The 26,794-nt window shown below is 57.5% G+C and carries 28 protein-coding genes; 11 read left to right on the top strand and 17 right to left on the bottom strand.

Annotated elements, in window-relative coordinates:
• Positions 1-12 precede the first annotated feature (12 nt).
• The gene (locus tag JTA15_RS16470; RefSeq protein ID WP_014172063.1) at positions 13-1,347 is read right to left on the bottom strand and encodes an MFS transporter; all 1,335 of its coding nucleotides are present in this window, start codon (positions 1,345-1,347) and stop codon (positions 13-15) included.
• A 334-nt stretch (positions 1,348-1,681) separates the two neighbouring features.
• On the opposite strand from JTA15_RS16470, the gene JTA15_RS16465 reads away from it, so the two are divergent.
• Positions 1,682-2,080, top strand: a complete 399-nt coding sequence (locus JTA15_RS16465; protein WP_020884509.1) for a potassium channel family protein — start codon at positions 1,682-1,684, stop codon at positions 2,078-2,080.
• Between the two features lie 165 nt (positions 2,081-2,245).
• On the top strand, positions 2,246-3,274 hold the full coding sequence (locus JTA15_RS16460; RefSeq protein WP_219372505.1) for a TerC/Alx family metal homeostasis membrane protein: 1,029 nt from the start codon (positions 2,246-2,248) through the stop codon (positions 3,272-3,274).
• Between the two features lie 45 nt (positions 3,275-3,319).
• Here the strand turns inward: JTA15_RS16460 and JTA15_RS16455 are convergent, their stop codons facing one another.
• Complete coding sequence (locus tag JTA15_RS16455) at positions 3,320-3,982, bottom strand: HAD family hydrolase (protein WP_080337456.1); 663 nt, start codon at positions 3,980-3,982, stop codon at positions 3,320-3,322.
• A gap of 240 nt (positions 3,983-4,222) precedes the next feature.
• Between JTA15_RS16455 and JTA15_RS16450 the strand changes: the two genes are divergently transcribed.
• The gene (locus JTA15_RS16450; protein WP_219372504.1) at positions 4,223-4,750 is read left to right on the top strand and encodes an NlpC/P60 family protein; all 528 of its coding nucleotides are present in this window, start codon (positions 4,223-4,225) and stop codon (positions 4,748-4,750) included.
• 4 nt (positions 4,751-4,754) lie between these two features.
• Here JTA15_RS16450 and JTA15_RS16445 read toward each other — a convergent pair whose 3' ends face one another.
• On the bottom strand, positions 4,755-5,549 hold the full coding sequence (locus JTA15_RS16445; RefSeq protein ID WP_025202822.1) for an SDR family NAD(P)-dependent oxidoreductase: 795 nt from the start codon (positions 5,547-5,549) through the stop codon (positions 4,755-4,757).
• A gap of 33 nt (positions 5,550-5,582) precedes the next feature.
• Positions 5,583-6,464, bottom strand: a complete 882-nt coding sequence (locus tag JTA15_RS16440; protein ID WP_020884513.1) for a LysR family transcriptional regulator — start codon at positions 6,462-6,464, stop codon at positions 5,583-5,585.
• A 99-nt stretch (positions 6,465-6,563) separates the two neighbouring features.
• Here JTA15_RS16440 and JTA15_RS16435 point away from each other — a divergent pair, with 99 nt between their 5' ends.
• The 8 genes from JTA15_RS16435 to arnF all read left to right on the top strand — a co-directional run bounded on the left by JTA15_RS16435 (position 6,564) and on the right by arnF (position 14,783).
• Positions 6,564-7,070, top strand: a complete 507-nt coding sequence (locus tag JTA15_RS16435; RefSeq protein ID WP_020884514.1) for a phenolic acid decarboxylase — start codon at positions 6,564-6,566, stop codon at positions 7,068-7,070.
• A gap of 322 nt (positions 7,071-7,392) precedes the next feature.
• A complete protein-coding gene (gene arnB, locus JTA15_RS16430) occupies positions 7,393-8,532 on the top strand; it encodes a UDP-4-amino-4-deoxy-L-arabinose aminotransferase (RefSeq protein ID WP_041162895.1) in 1,140 nt (379 codons plus the stop codon).
• Between the two features lies 1 nt (position 8,533).
• Positions 8,534-9,517 (top strand): undecaprenyl-phosphate 4-deoxy-4-formamido-L-arabinose transferase, encoded by a 984-nt coding sequence (arnC, locus tag JTA15_RS16425; RefSeq protein ID WP_219373262.1) that lies wholly within the window; start codon positions 8,534-8,536, stop codon positions 9,515-9,517.
• Positions 9,514-11,496: a bifunctional UDP-4-amino-4-deoxy-L-arabinose formyltransferase/UDP-glucuronic acid oxidase ArnA gene (gene arnA / locus JTA15_RS16420; RefSeq protein ID WP_219372503.1), complete on the top strand. Its 1,983-nt coding sequence runs from the start codon at positions 9,514-9,516 to the stop codon at positions 11,494-11,496. The genes arnC and arnA overlap by 4 nt, the downstream gene beginning before the upstream one ends.
• Positions 11,493-12,395, top strand: a complete 903-nt coding sequence (gene arnD, locus JTA15_RS16415; RefSeq protein ID WP_020884517.1) for a 4-deoxy-4-formamido-L-arabinose-phosphoundecaprenol deformylase — start codon at positions 11,493-11,495, stop codon at positions 12,393-12,395. Before arnA ends, arnD begins: the two co-directional genes overlap by 4 nt.
• The gene (arnT, locus tag JTA15_RS16410; protein WP_063435118.1) at positions 12,392-14,047 is read left to right on the top strand and encodes a lipid IV(A) 4-amino-4-deoxy-L-arabinosyltransferase; all 1,656 of its coding nucleotides are present in this window, start codon (positions 12,392-12,394) and stop codon (positions 14,045-14,047) included. Before arnD ends, arnT begins: the two co-directional genes overlap by 4 nt.
• Positions 14,044-14,382: a 4-amino-4-deoxy-L-arabinose-phosphoundecaprenol flippase subunit ArnE gene (gene arnE / locus JTA15_RS16405; RefSeq protein WP_219372502.1), complete on the top strand. Its 339-nt coding sequence runs from the start codon at positions 14,044-14,046 to the stop codon at positions 14,380-14,382. The genes arnT and arnE overlap by 4 nt, the downstream gene beginning before the upstream one ends.
• Complete coding sequence (gene arnF / locus JTA15_RS16400; RefSeq protein WP_049021795.1) at positions 14,379-14,783, top strand: 4-amino-4-deoxy-L-arabinose-phosphoundecaprenol flippase subunit ArnF; 405 nt, start codon at positions 14,379-14,381, stop codon at positions 14,781-14,783. Before arnE ends, arnF begins: the two co-directional genes overlap by 4 nt.
• On the opposite strand, the gene acpT is transcribed toward arnF, so the two are convergent.
• Genes acpT through JTA15_RS16335 form a run of 13 tightly spaced genes read right to left on the bottom strand, consistent with a single transcriptional unit; the run spans position 14,740 to position 26,790 of the window.
• A complete protein-coding gene (acpT, locus tag JTA15_RS16395) occupies positions 14,740-15,333 on the bottom strand; it encodes a 4'-phosphopantetheinyl transferase AcpT (protein ID WP_014172047.1) in 594 nt (197 codons plus the stop codon). The genes arnF and acpT overlap by 44 nt on opposite strands.
• A gap of 2 nt (positions 15,334-15,335) precedes the next feature.
• Positions 15,336-16,565 (bottom strand): beta-ketoacyl-ACP synthase, encoded by a 1,230-nt coding sequence (locus JTA15_RS16390; RefSeq protein ID WP_020884520.1) that lies wholly within the window; start codon positions 16,563-16,565, stop codon positions 15,336-15,338.
• Complete coding sequence (locus JTA15_RS16385) at positions 16,562-17,293, bottom strand: 3-ketoacyl-ACP reductase FabG2 (RefSeq protein ID WP_020884521.1); 732 nt, start codon at positions 17,291-17,293, stop codon at positions 16,562-16,564. Before JTA15_RS16385 ends, JTA15_RS16390 begins: the two co-directional genes overlap by 4 nt.
• Positions 17,290-17,763 carry a hypothetical protein gene (locus JTA15_RS16380; RefSeq protein WP_020884522.1) on the bottom strand — a complete coding sequence of 158 codons (474 nt, stop codon included), beginning with the start codon at positions 17,761-17,763 and terminating at the stop codon, positions 17,290-17,292. The genes JTA15_RS16385 and JTA15_RS16380 overlap by 4 nt, the downstream gene beginning before the upstream one ends.
• Entirely contained in the window at positions 17,760-18,929 is a 1,170-nt protein-coding gene (locus JTA15_RS16375) for a beta-ketoacyl-[acyl-carrier-protein] synthase family protein (RefSeq protein WP_219372501.1), read from the bottom strand. Before JTA15_RS16375 ends, JTA15_RS16380 begins: the two co-directional genes overlap by 4 nt.
• 1 nt (position 18,930) lies before the next feature.
• A complete protein-coding gene (locus tag JTA15_RS16370; RefSeq protein ID WP_014172042.1) occupies positions 18,931-19,509 on the bottom strand; it encodes a DUF3261 domain-containing protein in 579 nt (192 codons plus the stop codon).
• Positions 19,506-21,830, bottom strand: coding sequence for an MMPL family transporter (locus JTA15_RS16365; protein WP_219372500.1), 2,325 nt, complete (start codon positions 21,828-21,830; stop codon positions 19,506-19,508). The genes JTA15_RS16370 and JTA15_RS16365 overlap by 4 nt, the downstream gene beginning before the upstream one ends.
• Complete coding sequence (locus tag JTA15_RS16360; RefSeq protein WP_014172040.1) at positions 21,799-22,404, bottom strand: outer membrane lipoprotein carrier protein LolA; 606 nt, start codon at positions 22,402-22,404, stop codon at positions 21,799-21,801. The genes JTA15_RS16365 and JTA15_RS16360 overlap by 32 nt, the downstream gene beginning before the upstream one ends.
• Positions 22,401-22,823, bottom strand: a complete 423-nt coding sequence (locus JTA15_RS16355; RefSeq protein ID WP_219372499.1) for a thioesterase family protein — start codon at positions 22,821-22,823, stop codon at positions 22,401-22,403. The genes JTA15_RS16360 and JTA15_RS16355 overlap by 4 nt, the downstream gene beginning before the upstream one ends.
• A 3-nt stretch (positions 22,824-22,826) precedes the next feature.
• Positions 22,827-24,518: a glycosyltransferase gene (locus JTA15_RS16350; protein WP_219372498.1), complete on the bottom strand. Its 1,692-nt coding sequence runs from the start codon at positions 24,516-24,518 to the stop codon at positions 22,827-22,829.
• On the bottom strand, positions 24,509-24,862 hold the full coding sequence (locus JTA15_RS16345) for a beta-hydroxyacyl-ACP dehydratase (protein ID WP_020884527.1): 354 nt from the start codon (positions 24,860-24,862) through the stop codon (positions 24,509-24,511). The genes JTA15_RS16350 and JTA15_RS16345 overlap by 10 nt, the downstream gene beginning before the upstream one ends.
• Positions 24,849-26,210 (bottom strand): AMP-dependent synthetase, encoded by a 1,362-nt coding sequence (locus JTA15_RS16340; RefSeq protein WP_219372497.1) that lies wholly within the window; start codon positions 26,208-26,210, stop codon positions 24,849-24,851. Before JTA15_RS16340 ends, JTA15_RS16345 begins: the two co-directional genes overlap by 14 nt.
• Positions 26,203-26,790: a hypothetical protein gene (locus JTA15_RS16335; RefSeq protein ID WP_219372496.1), complete on the bottom strand. Its 588-nt coding sequence runs from the start codon at positions 26,788-26,790 to the stop codon at positions 26,203-26,205. Before JTA15_RS16335 ends, JTA15_RS16340 begins: the two co-directional genes overlap by 8 nt.
• Between the last annotated feature and the right edge of the window lie 4 nt (positions 26,791-26,794).

Genomic DNA, 26,794 nt, shown 5'->3' with positions numbered 1-26,794 from the left:
CTTCTGTCAACGCTAATGCGTGACCTGTTTTTCGTGTAGCTGAGCGTTGCGGGCCTGTCGGCCCATAATGAGCACCGCTATCCCCCCGGCCACGCACAGCGCGGCCAGCGGAAGCATCGCCAGCGTGTAGCTGCCCGTCCGCTCATTGATAATGCCGTACGCGTTTACCATCACCGCCCCGCCTATCAGGTTTGCGATGGCGCCAATCGCGGCCAGTCCCGCCGCCGCTGAAGTACTGCTCATCCAACCGGACGCCAGCGCCCAGAAAGGCCCTTTCATTGAATAGGCGCCTATCAGCATAATGCTGAGGATAACGATCGTGGCAGACAGCGAAACGCTCACAAAGGCGGCGAACACGCCGGCGGCAATTATGAATAGCGTGAGTGCGGTATGCCAGCGGCGTTCGTTGGTACGATCGGAATTCCGTCCCCATACAATCATGAGAACAGATGCCAGACCGTAAGGAATGGCGTTAAGCAGACCTGTCTCAAGATTATCGAGATGGAAGGATTTCAGCAGTTGAGGAGACCAGACGCTGATGGTGGTACCCGCGGACGATGCACCCGCGTAAATCAGCGCCATCAGCCAGATTTGGCGATGCTTTAACAACTGCCAGGTGGTCTGGTGTCCGATATTCTTTTGCTGATTGCGCTCGGTTTCCAGCGTGGTTTCCAGCCATTGTTTCTGTTCACTGCTAAGCCAGCTCGCCTGATGAGGGCGATCCCGGAGAATAAACCAGGCTGCAATACCCAGCAGCACCGCCGGCAAGCCTTCAATAATGAACAGCAGATGCCAGCCGCGAAGACCCAGCCAGCCATCCAGTGACAGTATCAACCCGGAAAGCGGGGAGCCAATGAAGTTAGCGAGCGGGATGGCGACCATAAAGGAAGCAATAATGCGTGCGCGGTAGCGGGACGGGATCCACCAGGTCAGATACAGCACGACGCCCGGGAAGAAGCCCGCCTCTGCAGCACCGAGAAGAAAACGGACGATATAGAGCGACGTGGTGTTCTGCACCAGGGACATACACATGGAGACGATGCCCCAACTGATCATAATGCGCGGGATCCACAGCCGGGCGCCGACTTTCTGCATGGCCAGGTTGCTGGGTACTTCAAACAGAAAATAGGCCACGAAATAAAGACTGCTGGCGAAGCCAAATGCAGCTTTGCTGAGGCCAAGGTCCTCATTCATCTGCAGCGAAGCCATGCCGATATTCCCACGATCGATAATGGAGACCAGGTAACTGACAATCAGAAACGGGAGAATACGCCAGATCACCTTCCGCATCGTCTCTCTTTCTATGTCCTCGGTGGCGGTAGCACCGTTACGTAAATGTTCTGTCATTGTGTCCTCGCAGGGTATGTTCTTTGTTTTATTAGGTACAACTGAGTTTTATTAAACAAAACCACTATAGCGACGGCGCGTTCTTTTTATCCAGTTAATGGAAGGTTTAAATGATGTAAATAAGAGGTGACTCACAGATAGCGCGCTCCAGATATATCGCTCACAGCAGTCGAACCAGCCGCAAAGAGGAGACTCTATAAGGGTGATAATCACGCAGCGCAATTATTGCACCAACTTTTTTCCTCCGATCCACTAAGCTTCGACCAGGCCAGACAACTCCAGGTGCCCCGCTGCGTTCGCGGGGTCATTTTTCTTCCCGGTCAGAGCACCTTTCATGCAGCTACTCAGCATCATTATTTTGCTTACCCTTACGGTGGTCATCCATTCGCTGTGGATGTTTTGCGTTTTAAAATTCATTAATTTAGAGGTCGACTCTGCGGTGCGTGTGGTTTTGCGTAATGTCGGGATCGTTATCTCCATGATCTTCGCCCATCTTCTTGAAGCCGGTCTGTTCGCCGGGTTTTATTTTGTTATTGATGCATTTAACGACTGGAACACCAGCTTCTACTTTTCGCTGGTCAGTTACGCCACGGTGGGATACGGCGATGTCACGTTGCCTCAGCACTGGCGGCTGATTGGGGGCGTGGAAGGCCTGGTCGGCGCCTTGATGGTGGGCTGGTCAGTGGCGGTTCTGGTGGCCGTACTGCAGCGTTTGCGCGGCATGAGCGCCTAAACGGCAGATGCGCGACCCCATGGAGTGCGGTAAAGTACCTCTCTTTGCCGGGCCTGAAAAGCCGCGGCTTTAAGGGTTAAAGGCTGGTAAACAGCCTGCCCCTTTCCGTTCCTGGTTTACGCCAGTTTGCATGGTGTTGTGTTTTGTCTGCCAAAAGGGTTGTGTATGTCTGCTGCTCATCTCGGTTTCCCGACTGAAACCGTTGTTGTCTTTGTAGTGATGGCCGTCGGGGCGATGTTTATCGACCTCTTTATGCACCGTCACGATAAACCGATCTCGCTGAAAAGCGCTGCCATGTGGTCCCTCTTCTGGGTCATGATGGCCATGGCTTTCGCCGGGTTCCTGTATGTTCACCACGGCGCAGAGATGGCAAGCCTGTTCCTCACCGGTTACGCGCTGGAAGAGGTGCTCTCCGTCGATAACCTGTTTGTGATGATGGCGATTTTTGCCTGGTTCGGCGTGCCGGATAAATATCGTCACCGTGTCCTCTACTGGGGCGTGCTCGGGGCGATTGTTTTCCGCGGTATCTTTGTGGCCATTGGTACCAGCTTGTTAAGTCTGGGGCCTTACGTCGAGGTTATCTTCGCGCTGGTCGTCGGCTGGACGGCGGTGATGATGCTCAGACGCAATGAAGAGAGTGACGAGTTTGAAGATTACTCCGGCCATCTGGCTTACCGTCTGGTGAAACGCTTCTATCCTGTCTGGCCTAAAATCAGCAGCAATGCCTTTATTCTGACCCAGAAAGAGGTGGACGCGGAGCTGGAGAAACCTGAAAACCAGGACGTAACGGTTGGACGCGTGAAGAAGGCGAAACGCTACGCAACGCCGCTGTTGCTTTGCGTGGCGGTCGTGGAACTCTCTGATGTGATGTTCGCGTTTGACTCCGTGCCGGCCATTATTGCCGTCAGCCGTGAGCCGCTTATTATTTACAGCGCAATGATGTTTGCCATCCTCGGCTTGCGTACGCTCTACTTCGTGCTGGAAGCGCTGAAGCAGTATCTGGTGCATCTGGAGAAAGCGGTCGTGCTGCTGCTGTTCTTCGTGGCGTTCAAGCTCGGATTAAATGCCACCGATCACTTCTGGCACCACGGTTACAGCATTGGTGCCACGGCAAGCCTGTTTGTGGTGCTTGGCGTGCTGGCGCTGGGGATTATCACCAGCGTGATGTTCCCGGGTAAGAAAGAAGCCCATTAAAAGCAAAACGGCAACCTTTGGTTGCCGTTTTCGGGTAGACAGTGTCTAACACTTAATCGGTGAATGTCGACGCTTGCGCGGTGGATGGAAGTGCCGCCAGTGTGCATCCTGCGCCGCCGCCAGCAGTTCATGGTCACCGCGGGTATCGCCCCACGCGCGCAGGTGGTAGCTATTCAGATCGCCATACACTTTTTCCAGCCTCGCCACCTTCTGGGCACAGCGGCAGTTGTTGCCGGTGATACGTCCGGTCAGCTTGCCGTCTTTCACTTCCAGCTGTGTGCCAATCAGCTTAATCCCTAGCTTGTCAGCCCATGGCTGGAGCACCAGCGCCGGAGAGGCGGAGCAGATGGTCACTTCCGCACCGGAATTCACCTCTGCGGCGACGGCCAGTACGCCGGCAGGGCGCATCAGCTTGTCCCAGTATTTTTCGCAAAACGCTTCCGCCTTCTGGCGTAGCCAGTGTTCATCCACGCCCGTCAGGAACGTTTTAATCAGCACTTCCTTCAGCTCATCGCGCGTCAGCTTACGACGCACGCAGTGGAGCGTGGGTAAGGCCATACGCACCAGGCGGCCCGCGAAGTAACGTTTACCAAAGGCAAAACGCAGGAAAGGGATAAAGCTGTCGTGGTGCGTCAGTGTTCCATCAAAGTCGAAGACGGAGAGCACGTTGGATTTGGCCACGGCCTCGTCGGCAATCATATTGGTCATAAATACGTCTTAGCTAAAATACACATTCTGTTGATTAGTTTACCTGCTTTACCCTGTCTGTCCTTCTGTCTTGAGCATTTTTTTCGCGATCTTGCGATCGGAAAGTGAGTCCATTTTTGGTCTCAATAATAATTGGTTGAAAAGCGAGCTGTCTATATTATCGCCACATTGAGCGCTATTTCGGGGGAACGTTGGCCCCCACCGGTAAGGAAAATATTCACTCACTGAATCTATTTTGATATGACGTTTAGATCGCTTATTTCAATCCTCTCGTTAAGTCTGGCTTCGTTTTCGGCATTGAGTTTTCAACTGCCGGCGTCGATGCTGTCAATGAACCGCGAGCTCGCCCTTTCTCCGGCAAAATCCGCGCTGCTGCACCAGGAAACAGGACCACTGCGTACCCGGATCCTTGATCAATACCAGAAGTGGAAAGGCACCCACTATCAGTGGGGCGGGACCACACATCGGGGCGTTGACTGCTCCGCGCTGATGCAGCATCTGTTCAGCGATGCGGCGCACCTTAATCTGCCGCGCACGACGGGCGAACAGATCCATCGCGGCGTGAAGGTGGCGCAATACCGTCTGAAGGCGGGGGATTTGGTCTTCTTTCAGACCGGTCCAGACCGAAAGCACGTGGGCGTGTACATCGGCAATAGCCAGTTTATTCATGCCTCACGCAGCCAGGGCGTAACCGTTTCAACCCTGACTGATGACTACTGGCAGGCGCACTATATTACTGCCCGACGTGTCACAGACCGTTCTGTCTGAGGGATCAGATGATGTCATCCACCACGCCGCCATCGACGCGCAGTGCCGCGCCCGAGGTGGCGGAGGCCTGGGGCGAGCAGACATACACCACCATATTGGCGACTTCTTCCACCGTCGCGGCACGCTGGATAACCGAGCTCGGGCGGTGAGTCATCACAAACTCTTTCGCCAGTTCCTCCAGCGATTTGCCGGTTCTCTCGATCTCGTCTTTCATCATGCCGGCAAAACCGTCTGAAAGGGTGGGGCCGGGCAATACGCTGTTCACTGTGACACCGCTTCCCGCCACGAACTTCGCCAGCCCGCGAGCGAGCGACAGCTGCGCCGTTTTGGTCACACCATAGTGGATCATGTCCGCCGGGATATTGCAGGCCGACTCGGACGAAATAAACACCACGCGTCCCCAGCCTTTCTGCACCATACCGGGCAGCAGCGCACGGGAGATACGCACACCGGACATTACGTTTGTCTGCCAGTAACGCTCCCAGGTGTCATCGTCGGTGCCATAAAAATCCTGCTGGCCGTAAATGCCGGCATTGTTGACCAGGATGTCGACGTGGGTCGCCACGTTCAGCAGCGATTCCACCCCTTCAGCCGTGCTGAGGTCGGCAATCGCGGCGCGTACCTGCACCCCAGGCACAACCTGTTGTAGCTGCTGGATACCTTTATTCACAGACTCCGTGCTACGGCCATTGATGATCACTTCCGCACCGCTTTCAGCCAGCCCTCGGGCTATGGCGAACCCGATCCCGCCGGTAGAGGCGGTCACCAGCGCGACTTTCCCCGTAAAATCGATCTTCATCATCTGCTCCTTATCGTGTTTAACGTTCGGACCTTAAAGCGTAGCAGGTGAGGATGGCGGCTCCTGGCTAAAAAGGCGCAGCAGGGTCTCAACCTGTTCATCCAGCGGGCCGAGGGAGCGTTTCACAATCAGGTGCAGCGGCGTAGCCCGGCGTGCGCCATGGCTAAGCGGCAGGCGTTTAAGCACCCCCAGATCAAGCTGGGTCTGAATACGCTCCTCTGGCAGCCAGCCATAGCCGACCTGAGACATCACCGCCTCTATGGCTGCATCAATGGTGGAAAAGGTCCACGACTCGCCGGCCGCACGCGCGGCGGTCTGGCTGTCGGCTATCTGAATGAGCGGCCACGGGCGCAGCATATCGTCGTTAAGCGGCGCGTCGAGGCTAAAGAGGGGATGTTGATGATGCGCCACGGCAACAAAGTCGATATTCATCAGCCATTCGCCAAGACCGGTTATGTCCTGGCGGCGGGTTAACACCATCACGTCGGCTTCATCATTAATGACATCGGTGCGGCTATTTTCCAGTACTTCGGTAAGACGGACCTGCGTTTGCGGATACAGCTGCTGGAACTGACGCAAAATAGCGAACAGGCGTCGGCGCGGGAAAATGCTGTCCACCACCAGATCTAACCGCGTGCGCATTCCATTACGCAGGCTTGCCGCACGGGTCTCAACATAGGCGAAGGCTTTCAGCAACGGTTTAACCTGGTTGAGCAGGAGTTCGCCGGCCGGGGTCAAGACAGCCCGCCGCCCCTCGGGCACCAGCAGCGCCACGCCCAGCCGCTCCTGCAGCAGCGACAGGTTATAACTGACCGAGGACTGGCTGCGGTTGGTCTCTTCCGCTGCTTTGGCAAAGCTGCCTGCCTCGACCACTCTTTCCAGTAATGACCATTGTTCAAGCGTCGTCTTATGCATGATTAATCTAAAATTTGGATGAATTTGATTCAAACATAGCGTTATTCATTCATTTTTTGAAGGGGTACGATCGTCTCATCAAAACAAAGGAGACACATTATGAACACCTTCGACAAACATGACTTAAGCGGCTTCGTCGGCAAACACCTTGTATATACCTACGATAATGGCTGGAACTACGAGATTTATGTCAAAAACGAAACCACCCTTGATTACCGTATTCACAGCGGGATTGTGGCGAACCGTTGGGTGAAAGATCAGCAGGCTTATATTGTTCGTGTAGGGGAGAGCATCTATAAAATTTCCTGGACAGAACCAACCGGTACCGACGTGAGCCTGATTGCAAACCTGGGTGACAAACTGTTCCACGGCACCATCTTCTTCCCACGTTGGGTGATCAACAATCCAGAAAAAACCGTCTGCTTCCAGAACGATCATATTCCATTGATGAATGCGTATCGTGATGCGGGCCCGGCATACCCCACTGAAGTCATTGATGAATTTGCGACGATCACCTTTGTTCGCGACTGTGGCGCGAATAATGAAAGCGTTATTGCCTGTGCGGCGAGCGAGTTACCAAAAAACTTTCCTGATAATTTAAAATAAGCGCGACAATTAACTAAAAAGAAAAGTTCCCGGCTATTTCTTCTTTTAAAAGATATAGCCGGGATTTTTTTTGTTTGTTGATGTTAGGTTTAAAAAATTGCAGGCAAAGGTCGAGTTTGATCACACAATAAATAATTCATAATAATTTAACTATTTGTATTTCAAGTGGTTAATGGCTGGGTAAAGTGAATGGAATGTCTTTCTTAATTTTTCCCTAAGAAATGTTAGCTACCTTGATATAAGTTTATGGTTCGTTGAAATAAACGAGCCGGCATTTGGTTAATATCAAAAGCGTGCCATTCTTATTTCAAGGAAATTAATGATGAGTGATTTTTTGCCTTTTTCCCGGCCGTCCATGGGTAGCGAGGAATTAGCGGCGTTGCAGGAGGTATTAACCTCCGGCTGGATCACCACAGGACCGAAAAATCAGGCGCTTGAAGAGGCATTCTGTCAGCTAACCGGGAATCAACATGCGATTGCCGTCAGCTCAGCGACCGCGGGAATGCATGTCACGCTGATGGCGCTGGGTATTGGTCCAGGCGATGAAGTGATTACCCCCTCCCTGACCTGGGTATCCACACTGAATATGATTGTGCTGCTGGGCGCAACCCCGGTGATGATTGATGTGGACCGGGATACGTTGATGGTCACGCCGGATGCGGTCGACGCCGCCATTACGCCACGTACAAAAGCGATTGTTCCGGTTCATTATGCCGGCGCGCCGTGTGACATCGACGCCATTCGCGCCATCGGGGAACGTCACGGTATCCCAGTCATTGAAGATGCGGCGCATGCAGCCGGCACGTACTACCACTCGCGTCACGTGGGCTGGCAGGGCACCGCGATTTTCTCATTCCACGCCATTAAAAACATGACCTGCGCCGAAGGCGGGTTAGTGGTCACGGACGATGCGCAACTGGCGCAGCGGATCCGTAGCCTGAAATTCCACGGCCTGGGTGTGGATGCCTACGACCGCCAGACGCACGGTCGTGCGCCGCAGGCAGAAGTTATCACGCCCGGCTTCAAATACAACCTGGCGGATATCAACGCCGCGCTGGCGCTGGTGCAGTTGGGCAAACTGAAAGAGGCCAACGCACGACGTCATGACATTGCTGAACGCTATCTTCGCGAGCTTGCCGATACGCCGTTCCAGCCGCTGCGTATTCCTTCATGGCCGCACGTCCACGCCTGGCATCTGTTCATCATTCGCGTGGATGAAGCCCGCTGCGGGATTTCTCGCGACAACCTGATGGCAGCCCTGAAGGAAAAAGGCATTGGCACCGGCCTGCATTTCCGCGCGGCGCACACGCAAAAATACTACCGCGAGCGTTTTCCTGATGTATCGCTCCCGAATTCTGAATGGAATAGCGCGCGTATTTGTTCTCTCCCCCTTTTCCCGGACATGACTCATGACGACACAACCCGCGTCATTACCGCGCTCCATCAGCTTGCAGGAAATTGATATGTTCAGCGCACCGCCTGTACAAAAAGTTTCTGTGGTTATCCCCGTTTACAACGAACAGGAGAGCCTGCCCGAACTGATCAGCCGCACGACGGCCGCCTGCGACACGCTCGGCAAAGCCTATGAAATACTGCTGGTGGATGATGGCAGTAGCGATAATTCCGCGCTGATGCTGACCGAAGCCGCGCAGGCCCAGGGCAGCCATATTGTTGCCGTGCTGCTTAACCGAAACTACGGCCAGCACTCCGCCATTATGGCCGGGTTCAGCCACGTGACGGGCGATCTGATTATTACGCTTGATGCCGATCTGCAAAACCCGCCGGAAGAGATCCCGCGTCTGGTTGCAAAGGCCGATGAAGGGTACGACGTGGTCGGCACGGTGCGGCAAAACCGTCAGGACAGCCTGTTCCGTAAGCTGGCTTCCCGCACAATCAACCGTTTGATCCAGCGGACCACCGGCAAAGCGATGGGCGATTATGGCTGCATGCTGCGCGCCTACCGCCGCCATATTGTCGACGCCATGCTGCACTGCCATGAACGCAGCACGTTTATTCCCATTCTCGCGAACACCTTTGCCCGTAAGGCGACGGAAATCCCGGTACTGCACGCCGAGCGCGAGCACGGGGAGTCGAAGTACAGCTTTATGCGTCTCATCAACCTGATGTACGACCTTATCACCTGCCTGACCACCACGCCGCTGCGCCTGTTGAGCGTTTTCGGCAGCATCATTGCCGTGTTCGGCTTCGCGCTCTCTGTGCTGCTGGTGTTACTCCGCCTGATCTACGGTCCCCAGTGGGCGGCGGAAGGGGTCTTCATGCTCTTTGCCGTGCTGTTTATGTTCATCGGCGCCCAGTTTGTCGGGATGGGCCTGCTCGGGGAATACATTGGCCGTATTTATAACGATGTTCGCGCACGTCCGCGCTACTTTATTCAACGTGTTGTCCGCCAGGAACACAAAGCATCTCAAGAGGAAATTCACCCATGAAAGCTGTTGTCTTTGCCTATCACGATATGGGGTGTGCGGGCACGCTGGCCCTGCTGGAAGCGGGCTATGAAATCGCTGCAATCTTCACGCATCCGGACACGGCCGGAGAGAATAACTTCTTTGGCTCGGTGGCGCGTATCGCCGCAGAGCGCGGTATTCCGGTTTACGCCCCGGACGATGTCAACCATCCGCTGTGGGTGGACCGCATCCGGGCGCTCGCGCCTGATGCCATCTTCTCGTTCTATTATCGCAACCTGATTTGCGATGAGATTTTAAGTCTGGCGGCAAAAGGGGCATTTAATCTTCACGGCTCTTTGCTGCCCGCCTACCGTGGCCGCGCACCGCTGAACTGGGTGCTGGTGAACGGCGAAACGGAAACCGGCGTCACTTTACACCGTATGGTGCACCGCGCAGATGCCGGTGCCATCATCGCGCAGCAGCGCGTGGCTATCGACGCGGATGAAACTGCGCTGCAGCTTCATCAGAAGCTCTGCACCGTAGCGCAAAGCCTGTTACGTGATGTGTTGCCGACGATCCTTAACGGCACCTTCAGCGAGACCGCGCAGGATGAGAGCAAGGCGAGTTGTTTTGGCCGTCGCCGGCCAGAAGATGGCCGTCTGGACTGGAACAAGCCGGCTCGTCAGTTGCACAACCTGGTGCGTGCCGTTACCGACCCCTGGCCGGGGGCGTACAGCTTTGCAGGCGTAAGTAAATTTATCGTCTGGAAATCCCGCGTACGCGACGACATTCCTGCCGCCAAACCGGGCACCGTTGTCTCGGCTTCCCCGCTGATTGTCAGCTGCGGCGAGCAGGCGCTGGAGATCGTGACCGGGCAAACCGATAACGGCGTTTACGTTCAGGGCGCGCAACTGGCTCAGTCTCTGGGGCTGGTCACTGGCGCACTGATCACCAGCGCACCAGTTGTGGCCATCAAACGCCGCACCCGCGTGCTGATCCTCGGCGTCAACGGCTTTATCGGCAACCACCTGACCGAGCGTCTGCTGAAAGACGATAACTACGAAATTTATGGTCTGGATATCGGTGCTGATGCCATCAGTCGTTTCCTCGACAACCCGCGTTTCCACTTTGTGGAAGGGGATATCAGCATTCACTCCGAGTGGATTGAATATCACATTAAAAAATGTGACGTGGTGCTGCCGCTGGTGGCGATTGCCACGCCGATTGAGTACACCCGTAACCCGCTGCGCGTGTTCGAGCTGGACTTCGAAGAGAACCTGAAGATCATCCGCGACTGTGTGAAATACGACAAGCGCATCATCTTCCCGTCAACTTCTGAAGTGTACGGCATGTGTACTGACAAAAACTTCGACGAAGACACTTCTAACCTGGTCGTCGGGCCGATCAACAAACAGCGCTGGATTTATTCCGTCTCCAAGCAGCTGCTCGACCGCGTGATCTGGGCCTACGGCGAGAAAGCGGGTCTGCGCTTTACGCTGTTCCGTCCGTTTAACTGGATGGGGCCACGTCTGGATAACCTTAACGCGGCGCGTATCGGCAGCTCACGTGCCATCACCCAACTGATCCTGAACCTGGTGGAAGGCTCGCCCATCAAGCTTATCGAAGGCGGTAAACAAAAACGCTGCTTTACGGATATCAGCGACGGTATCGAGGCGCTGTTCCGCATCATCGAAAACAAAGAGGGTCGCTGCAACGGAGAGATCATCAACATCGGTAATCCGGATAACGAAGCGAGCATTCGCGAGCTGGCTGAGATGCTGCTGGCAAGCTTTGAACGTCATCCGCTGCGCGATCGCTTCCCGCCGTTTGCCGGTTTCCGTGAAGTGGAAAGCAGCAGCTACTACGGTAAAGGTTATCAGGACGTTGAGCACCGTAAACCGAGCATTCGTAATGCGAAACGCTGCCTGAACTGGACACCGACGGTGAAGATGGATCAGACCATTGATGAAACGCTCGATTTCTTCCTGCGCACCGTGGAGCTGTCGGAACAGGTCTCATGAGAAAAGTCGGTTTACGCATTGATGTCGACACCTTCAGGGGGACGCGTGACGGCGTACCCAAACTGCTGGAACTGCTGAGCAAGCACAACGTGCGCTCATCCATTTTCTTCAGCGTGGGGCCTGACAATATGGGACGTCATTTATGGCGTCTGGTTAAACCGGCATTTCTGTTCAAAATGCTGCGCTCACGCGCAGCCTCTCTCTACGGCTGGGATATTTTGCTGGCCGGAACCGCATGGCCAGGCAGGCGCATTGGCGCGGGTAATGAAGCCGTTATCCGCGACGCGGCACAGCACCATGAGGTTGGACTGCATGCCTGGGATCACCATGCCTGGCAGGCCTGGGCTGGCGTCTGGGATATTCCACGCCTGTCGCGTGAAGTTGAGCGCGGCATGCTGGAGCTGGAGGCCATCACCGGTCAGACGATTCGCTGCTCCGCCGTGGCGGGATGGCGTGCCGACCAACGCGTGGTGAAAGCCAAAGAACCCTTCGCGTTTCGCTACAACAGCGATTGCCGCGGCACCGGGCCTTTTTTGCCGCTCATCGGGGAGAATCGCCTGGGGACGGTGCAAATCCCGGTCACGCTTCCCACCTGGGATGAAGTGGTTGGGCGCGAGGTCAGTGCCGGAGGGTTCAATCGCTATATTCTGGACTGCATTCATCGCGATACCGGTACGCCCGTCTATACCATCCACGCGGAAGTGGAAGGGATTGCGTATCAGCATGATTTCGATGCACTGTTGACGATGGCCGCTCAGGAGGGCATTCAGTTTTGTCCATTGAGCGAATTGCTGCCAGAGGATCTTAGCGTCCTGCCCGTGGGCAAAATTGTGCGTAATGAACTGGCTGGCCGGGAAGGCTGGCTTGGCTATCAACAAACCGTGAGTCCGGTATCATGAAAGCAGCCCGTTATGGCTTAGCGCTTCTCGCACTGTTTATCGTTTACTACCTCATTCCGATCGATATCCGCCTGCTGTGGCAGCCTGATGAAACGCGCTATGCGGAAATCAGCCGCGAAATGCTGGCGTCTGGAGACTGGATTGTCCCGCATTTTCTGGGGCTGCGTTACTTTGAAAAGCCGATTGCGGGCTACTGGATCAACAGTATCGGGCAACTGCTGTTTGGGCATACTAACTTTGCCGTGCGCGCCGGCGCCATATTCTCAACCGGGTTGACGGCTCTGCTGGTGATCTGGATGGCGTGGCGCCTGTGGCGGGATAAGCGCGTTGCCATTTTCTCCGGCCTTATCTTCCTGACCCTGTTCCTGGTGTATGGCATTGGTACGTACGCCGTGCTGGATCCCATCATTACCCTGTGGCTGGTGGCCGCTATGTGCAGCTTCTGGCTGGCCTCGCAGGCTGAAACCGTGGCCGGAAAAGCGGGTGGCTACGTGCTGCTCGGGCTTGCCTGCGGCATGGGGGTGATGACCAAAGGATTCCTGGCGCTGGCGGTGCCGGTGATAGGCGTGCTGCCGTGGGTGATTGCGCAGAAGCGCTGGAAAGAGGTGCTGATCTTTGGCTGGCTGGCCATCGTGAGCTGTGTGCTGATCGTCCTGCCCTGGGCGCTGGCCATTGCGCACCGAGAGCCTGATTTCTGGCGCTACTTCTTCTGGGTTGAGCATATTCAGCGCTTTGCCCAGAGCGATGCCCAGCACAAAGCGCCGTTCTGGTACTACCTGCCGTTCCTGCTGGCCGGCAGTCTGCCGTGGCTGGCGCTGTTGCCCGGCGCGTTTCGGCTGGGCTGGCGCGAAAGAGACAACACGGGCGGTGGCTTTTATCTGCTTGGGTGGGTCGTGATGCCGCTGCTGTTCTTCAGCATTGCCAAAGGCAAACTGCCAACCTACATCCTGCCGTGTTTTGCTCCGCTGGCTATTCTGATGGCGCGCTATGCCTGCATCGCGGCGGACAAAGGGGCCAGAGCGTTACGCATTAACGGCGGGATTAACCTGGCGTTTGGTGTGATTGGCGTAGTAGCGGCGCTGGTGGTCTCACCGTGGGGGGTTGCTAAGCATCCGGTCTGGACATCCGTTGAGCTGTATAAAGTCTTCTGCGCGGTGCTGGCGTTTCTCGTCTGGGCGGCTGTCGGCTGGTTTACCGTGCGGCAAAGCGCGCAGCGCTGGTGGCTGGCGGCGTTGTGTCCTGCTGGCGTGGCGCTGCTGATTGGGTTTGCCATTCCTAACCTGGTGGTAGATTCCAAACAGCCGCAGTCGCTGGTGGATACCATCCGTGACCCGCTTCAGAGCAGCCGGTTTGTGCTGGCGAACAATGTTGGTGTGGCCTCCGGGCTGGCGTGGGAGCTTAAGCGTAATGACATCATTCTGTTTGGTCAGAGCGGCGAGCTGAGCTACGGGCTAGCGTACCCGGATGTGAAAGACCGGTTTGTCGAGAAAGATAATTTTGCGCAGTGGCTGGCAACGCATCGCCAGCAGGGGGGCGTGTCACTGGTGATCCTGTTGTCAAAACACGACGATATTAAGCGGGCTCATCTGCCAGAACCGGACAGCCTGTATATTCAGGGCCGTCTGGCCTGGCTGCAGTATTTACCGCAATGACGACCTGGCTCTGGTTGATACTGGCAAGCCTGCTGACCTGCGCAGGGCAGTTGTGTCAGAAGCAGGCCACCCGTCCGGCGAAAACCGGGCGGCGTGGCGCGCATATTATGCTGTGGCTGGGCCTGGCATTGCTGGCACTGGGCAGCGGCATGCTGGTCTGGCTGGTGGTCCTGCAGCGCCTGCCTGTCGGCGTTGCCTACCCTATGCTGAGCCTCAATTTTGTCTGGGTGACCCTGGCGGCAAAAGCATTCTGGCATGAAAAAGTCGCGTTGCATCACTGGCTGGGCGTCGGGTTCATCATCATCGGCATTGTTATCCTCGGAGGAAGCCTGTGAGAGGAACGTTCTGGGCGTTATGCAGCGTAATGCTGGTCAGCGCGGCGCAACTGCTGCTGCGCTATGCCATGCAGGCTCTGCCGCCAGTCAGCGAGCTTTATGCGTTTGTCTCCGCGCTCTGGCACTTCTCATCCGGTACTGGCGCGCTGCTGCTGGGACTCATGGGGTATGTGGCCTCGATGGGCTGCTGGTATCTGGCTTTGCATCGCATGGCGCTCAGCAAAGCGTATGCCTTGCTGAGCCTCAGTTACATTCTGGTGTGGGCCGCGGCCATTTTGTTGCCCGGCTGGAACGAACACTTTTCCTGGCACGGGCTGGCGGGGGTCGGGATGATTATTCTCGGCGTGCTGGTGATTTTTATGCCACGGACATCCCGTGGTGAGCAATCGTCCCGGCGGTAAGGGTATAAGGCGTTGAGGTGCAGACAGCAAGACTGAGCGAGCCGAACTGGAGCTGGCTTACCGAATGCGTCTGCGACGTGCTGTCGATGCTGACAATCTGCCAGGCGCTGCCGCCTCGCTGCTTCACGATGGCCTCTTTACGCGTCCAGATCCCCCAGAAAGCAGAAAGCTTTGTCTCCGGGTCTTCGCGCTCCAGCTCCGCATGTTCCGCCACGCTGAAGACGGCGTTAGCCAGCGCCTGCCAGTTTTCACGTGGGCGGATAACTTCGATATCACACCCCACTTCGCCTTCGTCGCTCAGCAGCAGCGCGATATTATCGCCGCTGTGACTCAGGTTAAACCAGAAGGGCTGCGCATCCACGAAGGTCGGCTTCCCTTGCTCACCATAGACGATCTCGGGTAACGGAGAAGGAGAAAGCGTTTTGGCGAGCAGGGTTCTCCCCGCCAGCCAGGATGCATTTCGTGCACCCGCAGGTGCCATATGTGCAAGCGTCGACGCCAGCGGGTCTGCGCTCAGGGTGGAGATCTTTCCCAGTATAAACTGGTACATAGTTACGCCCAGCGTTTGATGATTATCGACGTGTTGATGCCGCCAAATGCGAAGTTATTGCTTTGCAGATACTCGCAGTCAATCTGACGGGCTTCACCCATAATATAATCTAAAGCACCACATTGCTCATCCGGTTGTCTTAAATTGAGCGTCGGGGCAAACCAGCCCTCACGCATCATCTGCAGACTCATCCAGGCTTCCAGCGCCCCACAGGCGCCTAACGTGTGGCCAAAATAGCTCTTCAGCGACGAAATTGGCACGTTGTCGCCAAAGATGGCGGCGGTGGCCTGGCTTTCGGCGATATCACCGCGATCGGTGGCGGTACCGTGCGCGGAGATGTACCCCATGTCCCGCGCGCTTAACCCTGCTAACGCCAGCGACTGCTCCATACAAATTTGCATGGTGTCACGTTGTGGCTGGGTGATATGGGCTGCATCACAGTTGGTGGCGAAGCCAACGATCTCGCCATAGATAGTTGCACCGCGTGCTCTGGCATGCTCAAGCTCTTCCAGAATCAGGGTGCCTGCGCCTTCCCCAATGACCAGACCATCACGCTGCGTATCAAATGGCGAAGGGGTGGTTTTCGGCGCATCGTTGCGCTGGCTGGTCGCGAATAAGGTGTCAAATACCGCCGCCTCTGACGGACAAAGCTCCTCTGCTCCGCCTGCGACCATCACGGTCTGATAACCGTGACGAATGGCTTCCCAGGCGTAGCCAATGGCCTGACTGCCCGACGTACAGGCACTCGACGTCGGGATAACGCGACCCCGAAGGCCAAAGAACAGGCCGGTATTCACCGCGGTCGTGTGCGGCATCATCTGCACATAGGTCGTACCGGTGATGTTGTGGGTGTGTTTTTCGGTGAGCATGGTGGCGAATTCGCTGACCGGCCCGGTACTGCCTGTGGAGGAGCCATAGGCGATACCGGTTTGGCCATTTGTGAGCACCGCCTCGCCAATCAGCCCCGCCTGCTCCAGCGCCAGCTCGGTGGCGCGGGTCGACATCAACGACACGCGGCCCATGGCGCGAATACGCTTGCGGGTATAGTGTTCCGGCAGGGTGAAATCATCAATCGGCGCGCCCAGCAGAGTGTGCAGGCCATCGTAAACCTGCCACTCCGGCATTTTGCGTACCGCGTTGTCATACGCCAGCAGCCTGCGGGAAACGGATTGCCAGTCCTCACCGAAGGCGGTAACGCCGCCCATACCGGTAATCACCACGCGACGCGTCATAGCATTCCTCCGTTGATGGAAATGACCTGGCGGGTAACGTAGCCTGCAATATCTGACATCAAATAGCTGGCAAGTCCTGCAACCTCTTCGGCCTGGCCCATCCGTTTCATGGGAATGATGGACATTGCCTCTTTCAGCGCAGCCTCTTCCATTTCAATCATGCCGGTATCAATCAGCCCCGGCGCAATGCAGTTCACGGTGATGTTGCGTTTTGCCAGCTCAATTGCCAGTGCTTTGGTCGCGCCAATAATGCCCGCTTTTGCCGCGCTGTAGTTCACCTGACCGCGGTTGCCCATCATGCCGGACACGGAGGATAAGGTGATAATGCGCCCCCCTTTTCGGGTGGCGATCATCGGCATAATGCAGGGTTGAATAACGTTATAAAAACTGTCGAGGTTGGTATGAATGACGCTGTCCCAGTCGTCTTCGCTGAGGGCCGGAAACGCACCGTCGCGGGTGATACCGGCATTACTGACCACGCCATACCATGCGCCGTGGGCCTCGATATTCTGCTCCAGCACGTCACGGCACTGTTCGCGGTTACCTGCATCGAAAGAGAGCAGGCGACCCTGACCGCCCGCCTGTGTGATGGTATCCAGCGTCGCCTGCGCGCCTGCGGCGTCACGGTGGTAATGTACGCCTACGGTAAACCCGTCAGCGGCAAGCTGGCAGGCGATGGCACGACCAATGCCTTTGCTGGCCCCGGTGACCAGTACGGAACGACTCATGCGTGGGATCCCTGATTAAAAAGCGATGTTAATTCTTCTGCGCTCGGCTGGAAGGTATTGACCCGGCCCGTGGCCAGCGTCTCCTCACCTGAGGAGATCGTACATTCAAAACTGCCGAAGCGCTCATCCTGCATCAGCAGTCTGACGGTGATGTCCAGCGTCGCGTCTTTTGCGAAATGTCCACTGGCGCAGACCAACTCGCGCGCACCCAGCACCATGCCCAGCGCAATATGATCTTGCCCTTTCTGCTGGCGATGCCAGCCTGACCAGACGCCAACGGTCTGCGCCATCAGTTCGAGCGCGTACCAGCCAGGCAAATCGCCCTCGGCATTCAAAAAGGGCGCCAGTACGCTTTGGCCGTTGACCGCGACACGGCATACGGCGGAATCGTCTGTGACGCGTTCAACGGATCCCAGCAGCATCATTGGCGCATCGTGCGGCAGATAGTCGACGGGTGATAAGTAGCTCATGACACTCTCCCCAGCAGGATGCTGGCGTTGTTGCCACCAAACGCGAACGAGTTAGATAAAATGACCGGTTTTTTCAGCGCGGTGCTCTGGTGCAGCACGCCGCACGGCGACAGCGTTTCGTCCGGCGCGTAGCGGGCGAAATCCTGTGGGGGTAACGGCAGGTCACGCGTCAGAATAAGCCAGCTCAACGCCGCTTCGGTGATACCGGCAGCGCCCAGCGTATGGCCGGTAAGGTGTTTGGTAGAACTGCTGGGCACGTTTTCTCCAAAGAGGTCGTGTACCACGTGTGATTCAATCTGATCGTTGAGCGGTGTGGCGGTGCCGTGCAGGTTGATATAGCCAATATCCTCCGGCTGCAGACCCGCGTCATTGAGCGCCTGGGTAATGGCGCGAATGGCGCCTTCACCCTGCGGATGCGGCGCCGAAATATGGTAAGCATCGCTGGACTCGCCTGTTCCCAGCAGCGCGACCCCGGCGGGTTCACGGGTCAACACCATCAGCGCAGCGGCTTCACCAATGGTGATACCCCGACGGTCGCGGCCAAACGGCTCGCAGAGCGTTGGAGAAAGCGATTCCAGACTGTGAAAGCCATTGACGGGCATCCGGCTCAGGGTATCTGCGCCGCCCACAATGGCAATATCCACCAGCCCGGCATCAATCAGACGCCGGCCGCTGATAATTGCCCGCGCGCTGGAGGAGCAGGCGGTCGAGAGGGTATATGCCGGGCCCTCAAGCTGTAACCAGTTAGCCAGAAAGCGGGACGGATCGCCCAGCTCCTGTTGCGGATACTGCCACCGGGTGCTGGCTTCGCCGTTGAGCGTTAATCGTACGTGCTCATCCCCTTCATCGAGGCCGGAGGTGCTGGTACCCAAAACCACGGCCACGCGGTCGCGGCCGACCCGGGCAATCGCGTCGTCAACGGCGGATTGAATCTGTGCCAGCGCGGCCAGCAACAGCTGGTTATTGCGGGTGCGGTGCGCGGACAGGGTATCCGGAATGGACGGCAATTCACCTTCCACGCCACCCAGCACGGCGTCGGGCGCATCCTGCAACCAGCCGGAGCGACAATGCATGCCAGGGGCTACGCCCGCCGTCAGGTTAGCGGCAATCTCATCCAGCGAGTTACCCAGCGCGTTGACCATGCCAACAGCAGAAATGTAAATCATCTCAGTCACCCAGATATTGAATGGTGATGTGGTAGTTAAAGACGTGTTGCTCGATGCTGATTGGCACGCGCTTGCCTTTGCGTTGCAGGTAGACAATGTCAGTCACCAGCTTGCCGCTGGCATTGCGTAGCTCGCGCCGATCGCCCTTGTCTTTAAGCGTCCAGCCCTTTGGCAGTTGTGGCTGCCAGGCGCTGAGTGGCCAGTGGCTAAGCATCACATCGGCCAGTACCTGGCTGGCGGGAGGCAGCTGCGGCACAACGATCGACTGTTCGGTGTGGATCCCGGTGTCGTCGTAAGTCGCCAGGAACAGACGGATACCGACGGAAGAGAGCCCGGCAAGCGTCACTTTGTGATCATCCGCGTTGAGCATGACCAGCAGGGACTGCGTTTGTCCGTTGAAGGTTCCGGTCAGCAGCTGCTGCGAACTGACCGCCGGGGTAATACCGGGCGGCGGCAGCGTCACACGGGTTCCTGGCTGAAGCCAGGCCTGCGGACGTGTCCCTTCAGTATCGGTCGAATGGCTACAGCCTGCCAGCAGCAGCGTCGCGACCAGCGCGGCTGCGCGGTAAAAAGCATTCATTTTCGTTTTCTCTCTTTCTTAACAGGCATCGCCAGCGGCGCCAGCAGGAAGGCGGTAAAAATGCCGCTCACCAGCACAATACCGAAGCTGCTGATGGCCTGCGTGGCGCTGAACACGAGCATGCCTAACGTCAGCAGCGTGGTCATCATCGCCAGCGTGATGGCCAGCATCGACGTCAGCGGCGTACCGCGCGGGTTGCCGAAAAACAGCGTGTAGTTAATGCCAATGCCGAGCACCAGGACCAGCGCCAGCAGTGAAAACAGATTTACCGGATGCCCCGTGACGGCCAGCGCGGCCAGCCCGCAGCTGAGCGACAGCACGGACGGGACCAGACTGATAAGCCCTTTTCGCCAGCCGAGGCGTACCATCGCCCCGCAGGCAATCACCGCCAGCGCGACAAACAAGAGTCCCGTTAACAACGTGCGGTAGAGCGCAAACAGGCTGTCAAAACTGGCCTTGCGATCGACCCAGACGACGCCCGCATGACGGGCGGCTACTTCGCTGAGTGCGGCGCTGTTGCGGGCGTTGTCCACCGGCACTAACACACCGCTTTCGCCGTCAGGCAGGGTCAGCCACAGCAGACGCCAGCCTTCGCTGGCCGGGCTGGCGAGCCACGCCTCCACGCTCACGGGCATGGCATTCAGATTCGGTGTGACGGTGCTCAGCCCCGCGTTTCGCAGCGCGTTCGTTATGGCCGGCGCGGCCTGCTGCAACAGCAGCAGATCGCTTTTCTGGCGCGCCAGCGAATTTAAGGGCAGGGTCCGCCAGCGGGTAATATCCCCCGCTTTTTGGGCCTGGGCTAACGCCGGGGTAAAGGCTTCCAGCCGTTCCAGCGTTTGCTGCGGCGATGCGCCATACACCACAAACCATTTCTGATCGACACCTTGCCCGGTCAGGGCGGTAATGGTTTTCTCCTGCGCCAGAATGTCTTTGGGGAGCGCCTGTAGCTGGGCGATATCGTCGTTGACCTTCAGGGTGGCAAGCCCGGCAGCCGAGACCAGCGCCAGTACCACAGGCAGGCCCACAGAGAGTTTTTTATTGCGTCGCCAGGCGGCCAACCAGCGCAACATCAGGACCATAAACGGAACCGGGCGCACCGGCAAACCACGGCACAGCCAGGGATGCCAGAAAATCACCGTCAGGCAGGAGGCGCTCAGCCCCACCGCGGCAAACACCGCCATCTGGCGGATCCCGGGGAAGGGGGCCAGCATCATAATCAGGTAGGCGGCAACGGTCGTCAGCAGCGCCAGCAGCAGCGCATTACGCACTTTTGCCAGGCTTTGCCACGGGGAATGTTCTGCGCCGTGCACCATGCGTTCGGTGAGGTAATAGAGCGTGTAATCCGCTGAAATTCCGATGATGCTCATGCTCATCACCAGCGTCATCAGATGCAGTTCGCCAAACAGCAGCAGCGTCACCACCGTGCCCGCCAGCGCACCTGTGGCAATGGAAATCAGACACAGCAGCAGGGGGTTCAGGGAACGAAACACTGCCAGGATGAGCAGGATAACTCCAAGGATCGTGACGATGCCCAGCGTGGAGATGTCCCGTTTTGCCTGCTGGCTGGCGTAATCACTGTAAAACACGGTACCGCGTGAGAGCAGCTGCGCCTGCGGAAAGCGCGTTTTCAGCGTCTCCTGCAGGGTGGTAAGGGTGGTTACCATCTGATGGGTTTGCTGCATATCAAACGATGATCCCGCCAGCTCACCGTGCAGCATATACCAGTAATTTCCACTGGCATCCTGGGTGACCAGCCAGCCGTCCATCAGCCGTAGCTTCTGGCTGTTTTGCGCCAGCGCCAGCTGCGAGCCGCGCATCAGCATCAGGGGATCGTTTTGCAACTCTTTGCCACTCACGCCGGAAAAGGCCGAGTAGAGCTGGGATAAAATCCACTGCGCCTGCGCCTCACCGCCGTTTTGCAGGCGGGCCCGGGTGGCTGAATCAATCAGGCCGTTGCGATGCTGCCAGAAGAACTCGCCCCAGGCCTTTTGCCCGGCGGCGTCCATCGGGCCTTTAACCTCCCTGAGCGAATGGCTGTTTTTCAACAGATCCAGCCACTGTTGCGCCACCCGCGGATCGGGTTCTTTACCGGGACTGACCAGCCAGACAAGCTGGCGGTCAAGACGCTGTATAAACGCGTCGTTGAGTGCCGGCGGGATTGCCCCGAGCGTCTGCTTCGGCAGCATAGCCAGTACGCTGCTGTTCAGGCGCGCGCCGGGCAGCAGCGACAGCAACACGCCCAACAGAATCAGGCATACCGTCGCCCACAGCAGCGCCGGGCGCAGGGATTTACGGTGCGGCAAAGCGTTGGCGTTCGTCATCGGTCAGGCTGGCGGGCGTCAGTGTGTGGTGGGAAAGGACGATATCGGTACGATCGCCCTGCTTATCGTTGAGGCGAATCGTCTCAAGGTAGGTCGCGCCGCCCAGATCGAGGGTGGCGAAAATTTTGTCCAGCGGTGTCGTTGTGGGGGTCAGCACCAGCGACCAGCGGCCTTCGCCGAGATCGCGAAAATCGATGCGGAAGTTCTCTTCCAGCACCTTGCGGTCGGCCTGGAACAGCGCCCGCAGCAGGTGGTTGAACTGGAACATCTGCGGGTTATTGTCGGCGGTAATGGTCTGCGGAGGCTGGCCGTTGATCGTCTGGATCATCCGTTTATCATCCAGCAACAACGTCATGGGGAAAGGCGCTTTTTGATCCCACAGCAGGCCGCTGTCGCGTGCGATCAACATTTCGCCCTGCGAGCGCAGCGGCTGCGGCAGATCCTTAATCGTCCGGACCTGTTCGAAATGCGCGCGCACGACAGGTTGCCCGGTAAACCGCTGCTGCAGCTCATCCAGCGTCACGGCGCTCACCAGCGGGCTGATCATCAGTGCCAGCACAGGCAACCATCTCATGGCGTAACTCCCATTCGTTCAAACAATATAGCCGGGCTGACAAAGCACATTTCACGGCTGGCTTCTTCGACGGCCACCTGGATGGTATAGCCGGTGGTGGAGCGTTTACCGGTTTGCGCGTCGAAAATTTGATAGGCGATACGCAGACGGTTTTCATACTCTTCGATGTGCGCGCGCACACGGATGCGCTGCTCAAAGGTCACCGCATCGCGGTATTTCACCCGGGTATCGACTACCGGCCAGACATAGCCTGACGCCTTCATCTGGCGATAACCGTAGTTAAACTGGTTGAGCAGCGCCTCGCGGGCAATCTCAAAGTAGCGGAAATAGTTGCCGTGCCAGACCACGCCCATCATATCGACATCGTGGAACGGAACGGTGATTTCTACTTCGGTCGTAAAGCGGGGATCGGTCAGCACCCTTTACTCCTTCTCTTTGGCATCCGGCAGGTGCCAGAAATCGAAAAAATTAAACCAGTCGAGCGGTGACATTAAGGCGTAATGCTCAAGCCGCTGTGCATAGCGATCGACGGCCTGTTGCAGCGCCTGCTGGCGCTCCCCGCGTGGCAGAAGCAGCGGGTCGGCAAACGGCTCGCAGTGTATCGTGAGCGCATCCTGCTGACGCAGGGCGTAAATCAGCACCACCGGGCAGCGCAGAATGGAGGCGAGAATAAACGGCCCTTGCGGGAACGGGGCGGGCTGTCCCATAAACGAACTCCATATCACCCGCCAGTCGCCGCCGCGCTGTGGCGTGACCGCTATGCGATCGCCCACAATGGCAACCCACTCACCGCGCTCAAGCTTCTCTTTGATGGCGATAGCGGTATCCGGGCCAATGTCCGTCACGGGCATCAGGTTAACCCCGGCCTGGGGTGCCATCTCGGTCATGATCTGTTTAAAGCGCTGCGCATTATCGCTAAAGACCAGCGCGTTGATGACTTTGCTGCCTTCCAGCTGAGCCAGTGCCCGGCAGGCTTCCACATCGCCAAGATGCGACGCGAGCAGCAGTTTACCTTGCGATGCGTCAGCATCCAGCACGTCATACGCACCGGGAGCAAAGACCACGTCACGATGAAACTTCAGTTCGCCGCGCCAGCTGGCGACTTTATCCAGCATGGCGTTACCGAAGCGCATAAAATGGAAAAAGCTGTTAAGGCGTGGCGGAACAGGCATGTTCCGCTGCGTCAGCACCTGCTTCACTCGCGCTGTCCACTGCTGTGAAGCCTGTCGCGCCGGTCGGGCCGTAAGCCAGTACACCCCGATAACCGGCCACAGCAGCACGGTAAAGGCCCGGCGGCCAAACAGCTGCCAGACGCGCAGCATCAGGCGCATTCCCCACAGGCCTTTCACCTCGTCCTGCTGCGCCCAGTGCTGGCGGCGACGACGAAACAGCAGGGCGGGAATGCGGGGCAGCATGCCGAAGAACAGCCGGGTGTGCATCAGTGAGATCCGCACGTTGTCTTTGAGCGCGTCGAAATGGGATAACCCGTCAGGCGGATAGGTAACGCGGGTCGGCAGAAAATAGCTGGTATTGCCCTGCCAGTAGAGACGGACCATCACTTCGGTGTCAAAGTCCATACGTTTACCAAGCGATACGCGTGCGGCCAGCTGCAGCGTGGGCGAGACCGGGTAGACCCGAAAACCGCACATGCTGTCTTTAAGTTGCAGGGACAGGGTTTCAATCCATACCCAGACGTGCGTTATCCAGCGACCGTAGAGGCGGGAGCGCGGAATGGAATCATCGTAAATGGGCTGGCCAGATATCAGCGCCTCCGGGTGACGCTCAGCCAGAGCCAGCATTTTGGGGATATCCTCAATAGCATGCTGGCCGTCGGCATCCACCTGTACGGCGTGGGTATAGCCCGCGCGGGCCGACTCTTCCAGCCCCTTAATGACCGCGGCACCTTTACCTGCGTTTTGCGCCAGACGTACCAGCGTAACCTGGGGCTGCCCGGCGGCCAGATGCTCCAGAATGCGGCGCGTCTGCTCGTCACTTCCGTCATCGACCACCAGGCAGGGCAAGCCGAACGGCGCCAGCCGCGACAGTACCTTTGCCATCATCGCGCCATGGTTGTAGCACGGGATCAGCACGCAGGGGCGGAAGGTTACTGACACAGGCGAATCTTCCCGCTGCTGGCAGTATGGCGATCGTCACCGGCATGGCGTTGGTAGCTGAAGGTCAGTATCTGACGTTCGGCATGCCAGTTAAGGACCAGCGTGACCGTGGTATCCGGCAGCAGAGGGGCCTGGAATTTCACATTTTGGATGCTGTGAAAACGGTAACCCGGTGCCAGCAGCGTGGTGGCGTAGTGCATGACCCAGTCAATCTGTGCCACACCTGGCAGCAACGGCTGTACGGCAAAATGCCCCTGGAACCAGAACAGGGAGGGGTCAAGATGCAAAACGATTTCCAGGTGCTGCGGCTGTGCCTGGTGGCGTTCGATTTCATGAATTTTCATGAAACAACTCCTGTAACTGCGCATAGACACGCTTATTCATACTGTTTACCGGCATCTCATCGATAATGCGCCAGTAGCGGGGGACGGCGACCGGCTCAAGCCAGGGCCGCAAGGCGCGGCGCCAGGCCAGTTCCTGCGTTTTTTTGCCCTGCTGATGCCAGCGCTGACGGGTCTTCTCATCCAGAACCAGCAGGACACCTATACCCTGACGACCTCCGCGGGTAACCGGTAATGCTGCGGCTTCACATATGCCCTCAAGCTCCAGCAGGCGACGTTCAATCTCGTTCAGTGAGATACGCTTTTCTTCGATTTTGACCACCCGACCACGACGTCCGGCAATGCTAAAAAAACCGTTACTGTCGAAGTGCAGGATATCGTCCAGCTGTAACCCTGCGGCTTCGTGAATGAGCGGGGAGGTCACGCGGCAGATTTCCCCTTCACTCTGGAACACCACACCGGGGAAGGCGAACCAGGGTACGCTGTCCGCCTGACGGTGCCGCCAGGCGAGGATCCCGGTTTCGGTGCTGCCATAGATTTCATCCGGCCAGACGTTAAGCCAGCCATGGGTCTCCGTGACATCGCACCAGGGCAGCATTCCCCCAGCGGAGATCAGCATCACGACGGGAGGGGCAGTCAGCTCGGTATCCAGCCGTTTCAGGAACGCCGGACTGCTGATAAAAAGGTACTGCCTGTCGTGAGGGAGTGCCGCCAGCTGCTCAGCGTAATAAAGCATGGCGGCGTGCAGCGGAAGCCCCATCGCCATTGGCAACATGATGCGGAACGTCAGGCCATAGAGATGTTGTGGTACGACCGAGGCCACAATGCTGCAGCCCGCCAGGCGTTCGCCAAAACGGTTCGCCAGCAGGCATGCTTCACGGTCCAGGCTGGTGATGTGCTTAATGACCCGGCGTGGGGTGCCCGTGGAGCCCGAGGTAAAAAGCTCAACAAAGCGCGCGTCGTCAATGACGGGCAACGGTGCCCATTGGCGCGCGGTCTGGGGGGAGGAGGTCACCACAATGACCTTTCCCTGAATATCCAGCGTCTGATCGCTCAGGACACCGCTAAACAGCGACTGCTGTTCGTCGAGCAGAGAGACCCGGCTATGGCCTGGAATGACCGGGGTTTTACCGGCATGCAGTGAGGCCAGCAGCGCAACAATAAACAGGTAGCTGTTTTCAAAGCACAGCGCCCAGCGTTCACCCTCCTGCTGTCGCAATGCTTCTACCAGCAAGGTGACATCGTGGCGCAACTCACCCAGCGTCCAGGTGCGATCGTCAAGCCAGGCGATCGGCGTGTCGTCAGGGCGTGGAGCATTTAACCACTGGCCCAGCGGGAGGGGTTTATTCATCGAGCTTCTCTTTTTTCATCACCCGTTGACGCACCAGCCACTCTGTCGCCATCAGCGTGCCCATCAGAAAATAAGCCACCATACCGTTCCACACTGTCCAGACATGCATATCGCCGTGTAGCACGGTAAACAGGGCTATCGCACCGTTACCGAGGAAAAACCCGCACCACACCAGCGTCACCTTACGGGTATATCGCACACCCGCCGGAGGCAAATTCGATTCACGCAGACGTGCCAGCCGTTCAACCAGCGGCATGGTTGTCCACAGTGAGCCGCCAAACACGGCCAGCATCACGAGATTAACCACCACCGGATAGAGCAGCAGCCACTGGTGCGCTTTCAGCAGATAGCTTGCCGCGCAGAGCGCCAGGCCTGCCAGCGCAATGCACTGCACCACATACCGCATCGGGCCTGCGTTTCGCCGCGCCTGATGCAGACGCAGCACCAGCACCAGGGCCATCAGCGGCAACAGCCAGTGCAGACCGTTGTGCGTCAGCCCCAATCCAATCAGCAATGGCCACGCCAGCAACACGACTCCCGTCAGGAGTGGGATCGCCGGAAACGCTCGTCCTCCAGGCACGGTG

Origin of the sequence: Enterobacter sp. BIDMC 29, assembly GCF_019378755.1 — a bacterium.
Lineage (GTDB): Bacteria > Pseudomonadota > Gammaproteobacteria > Enterobacterales > Enterobacteriaceae > Enterobacter > Enterobacter ludwigii.
The sequence above is the reverse complement of the archived record's forward strand: the minus strand, read 5'-3'. Positions and strand labels throughout refer to the sequence as shown.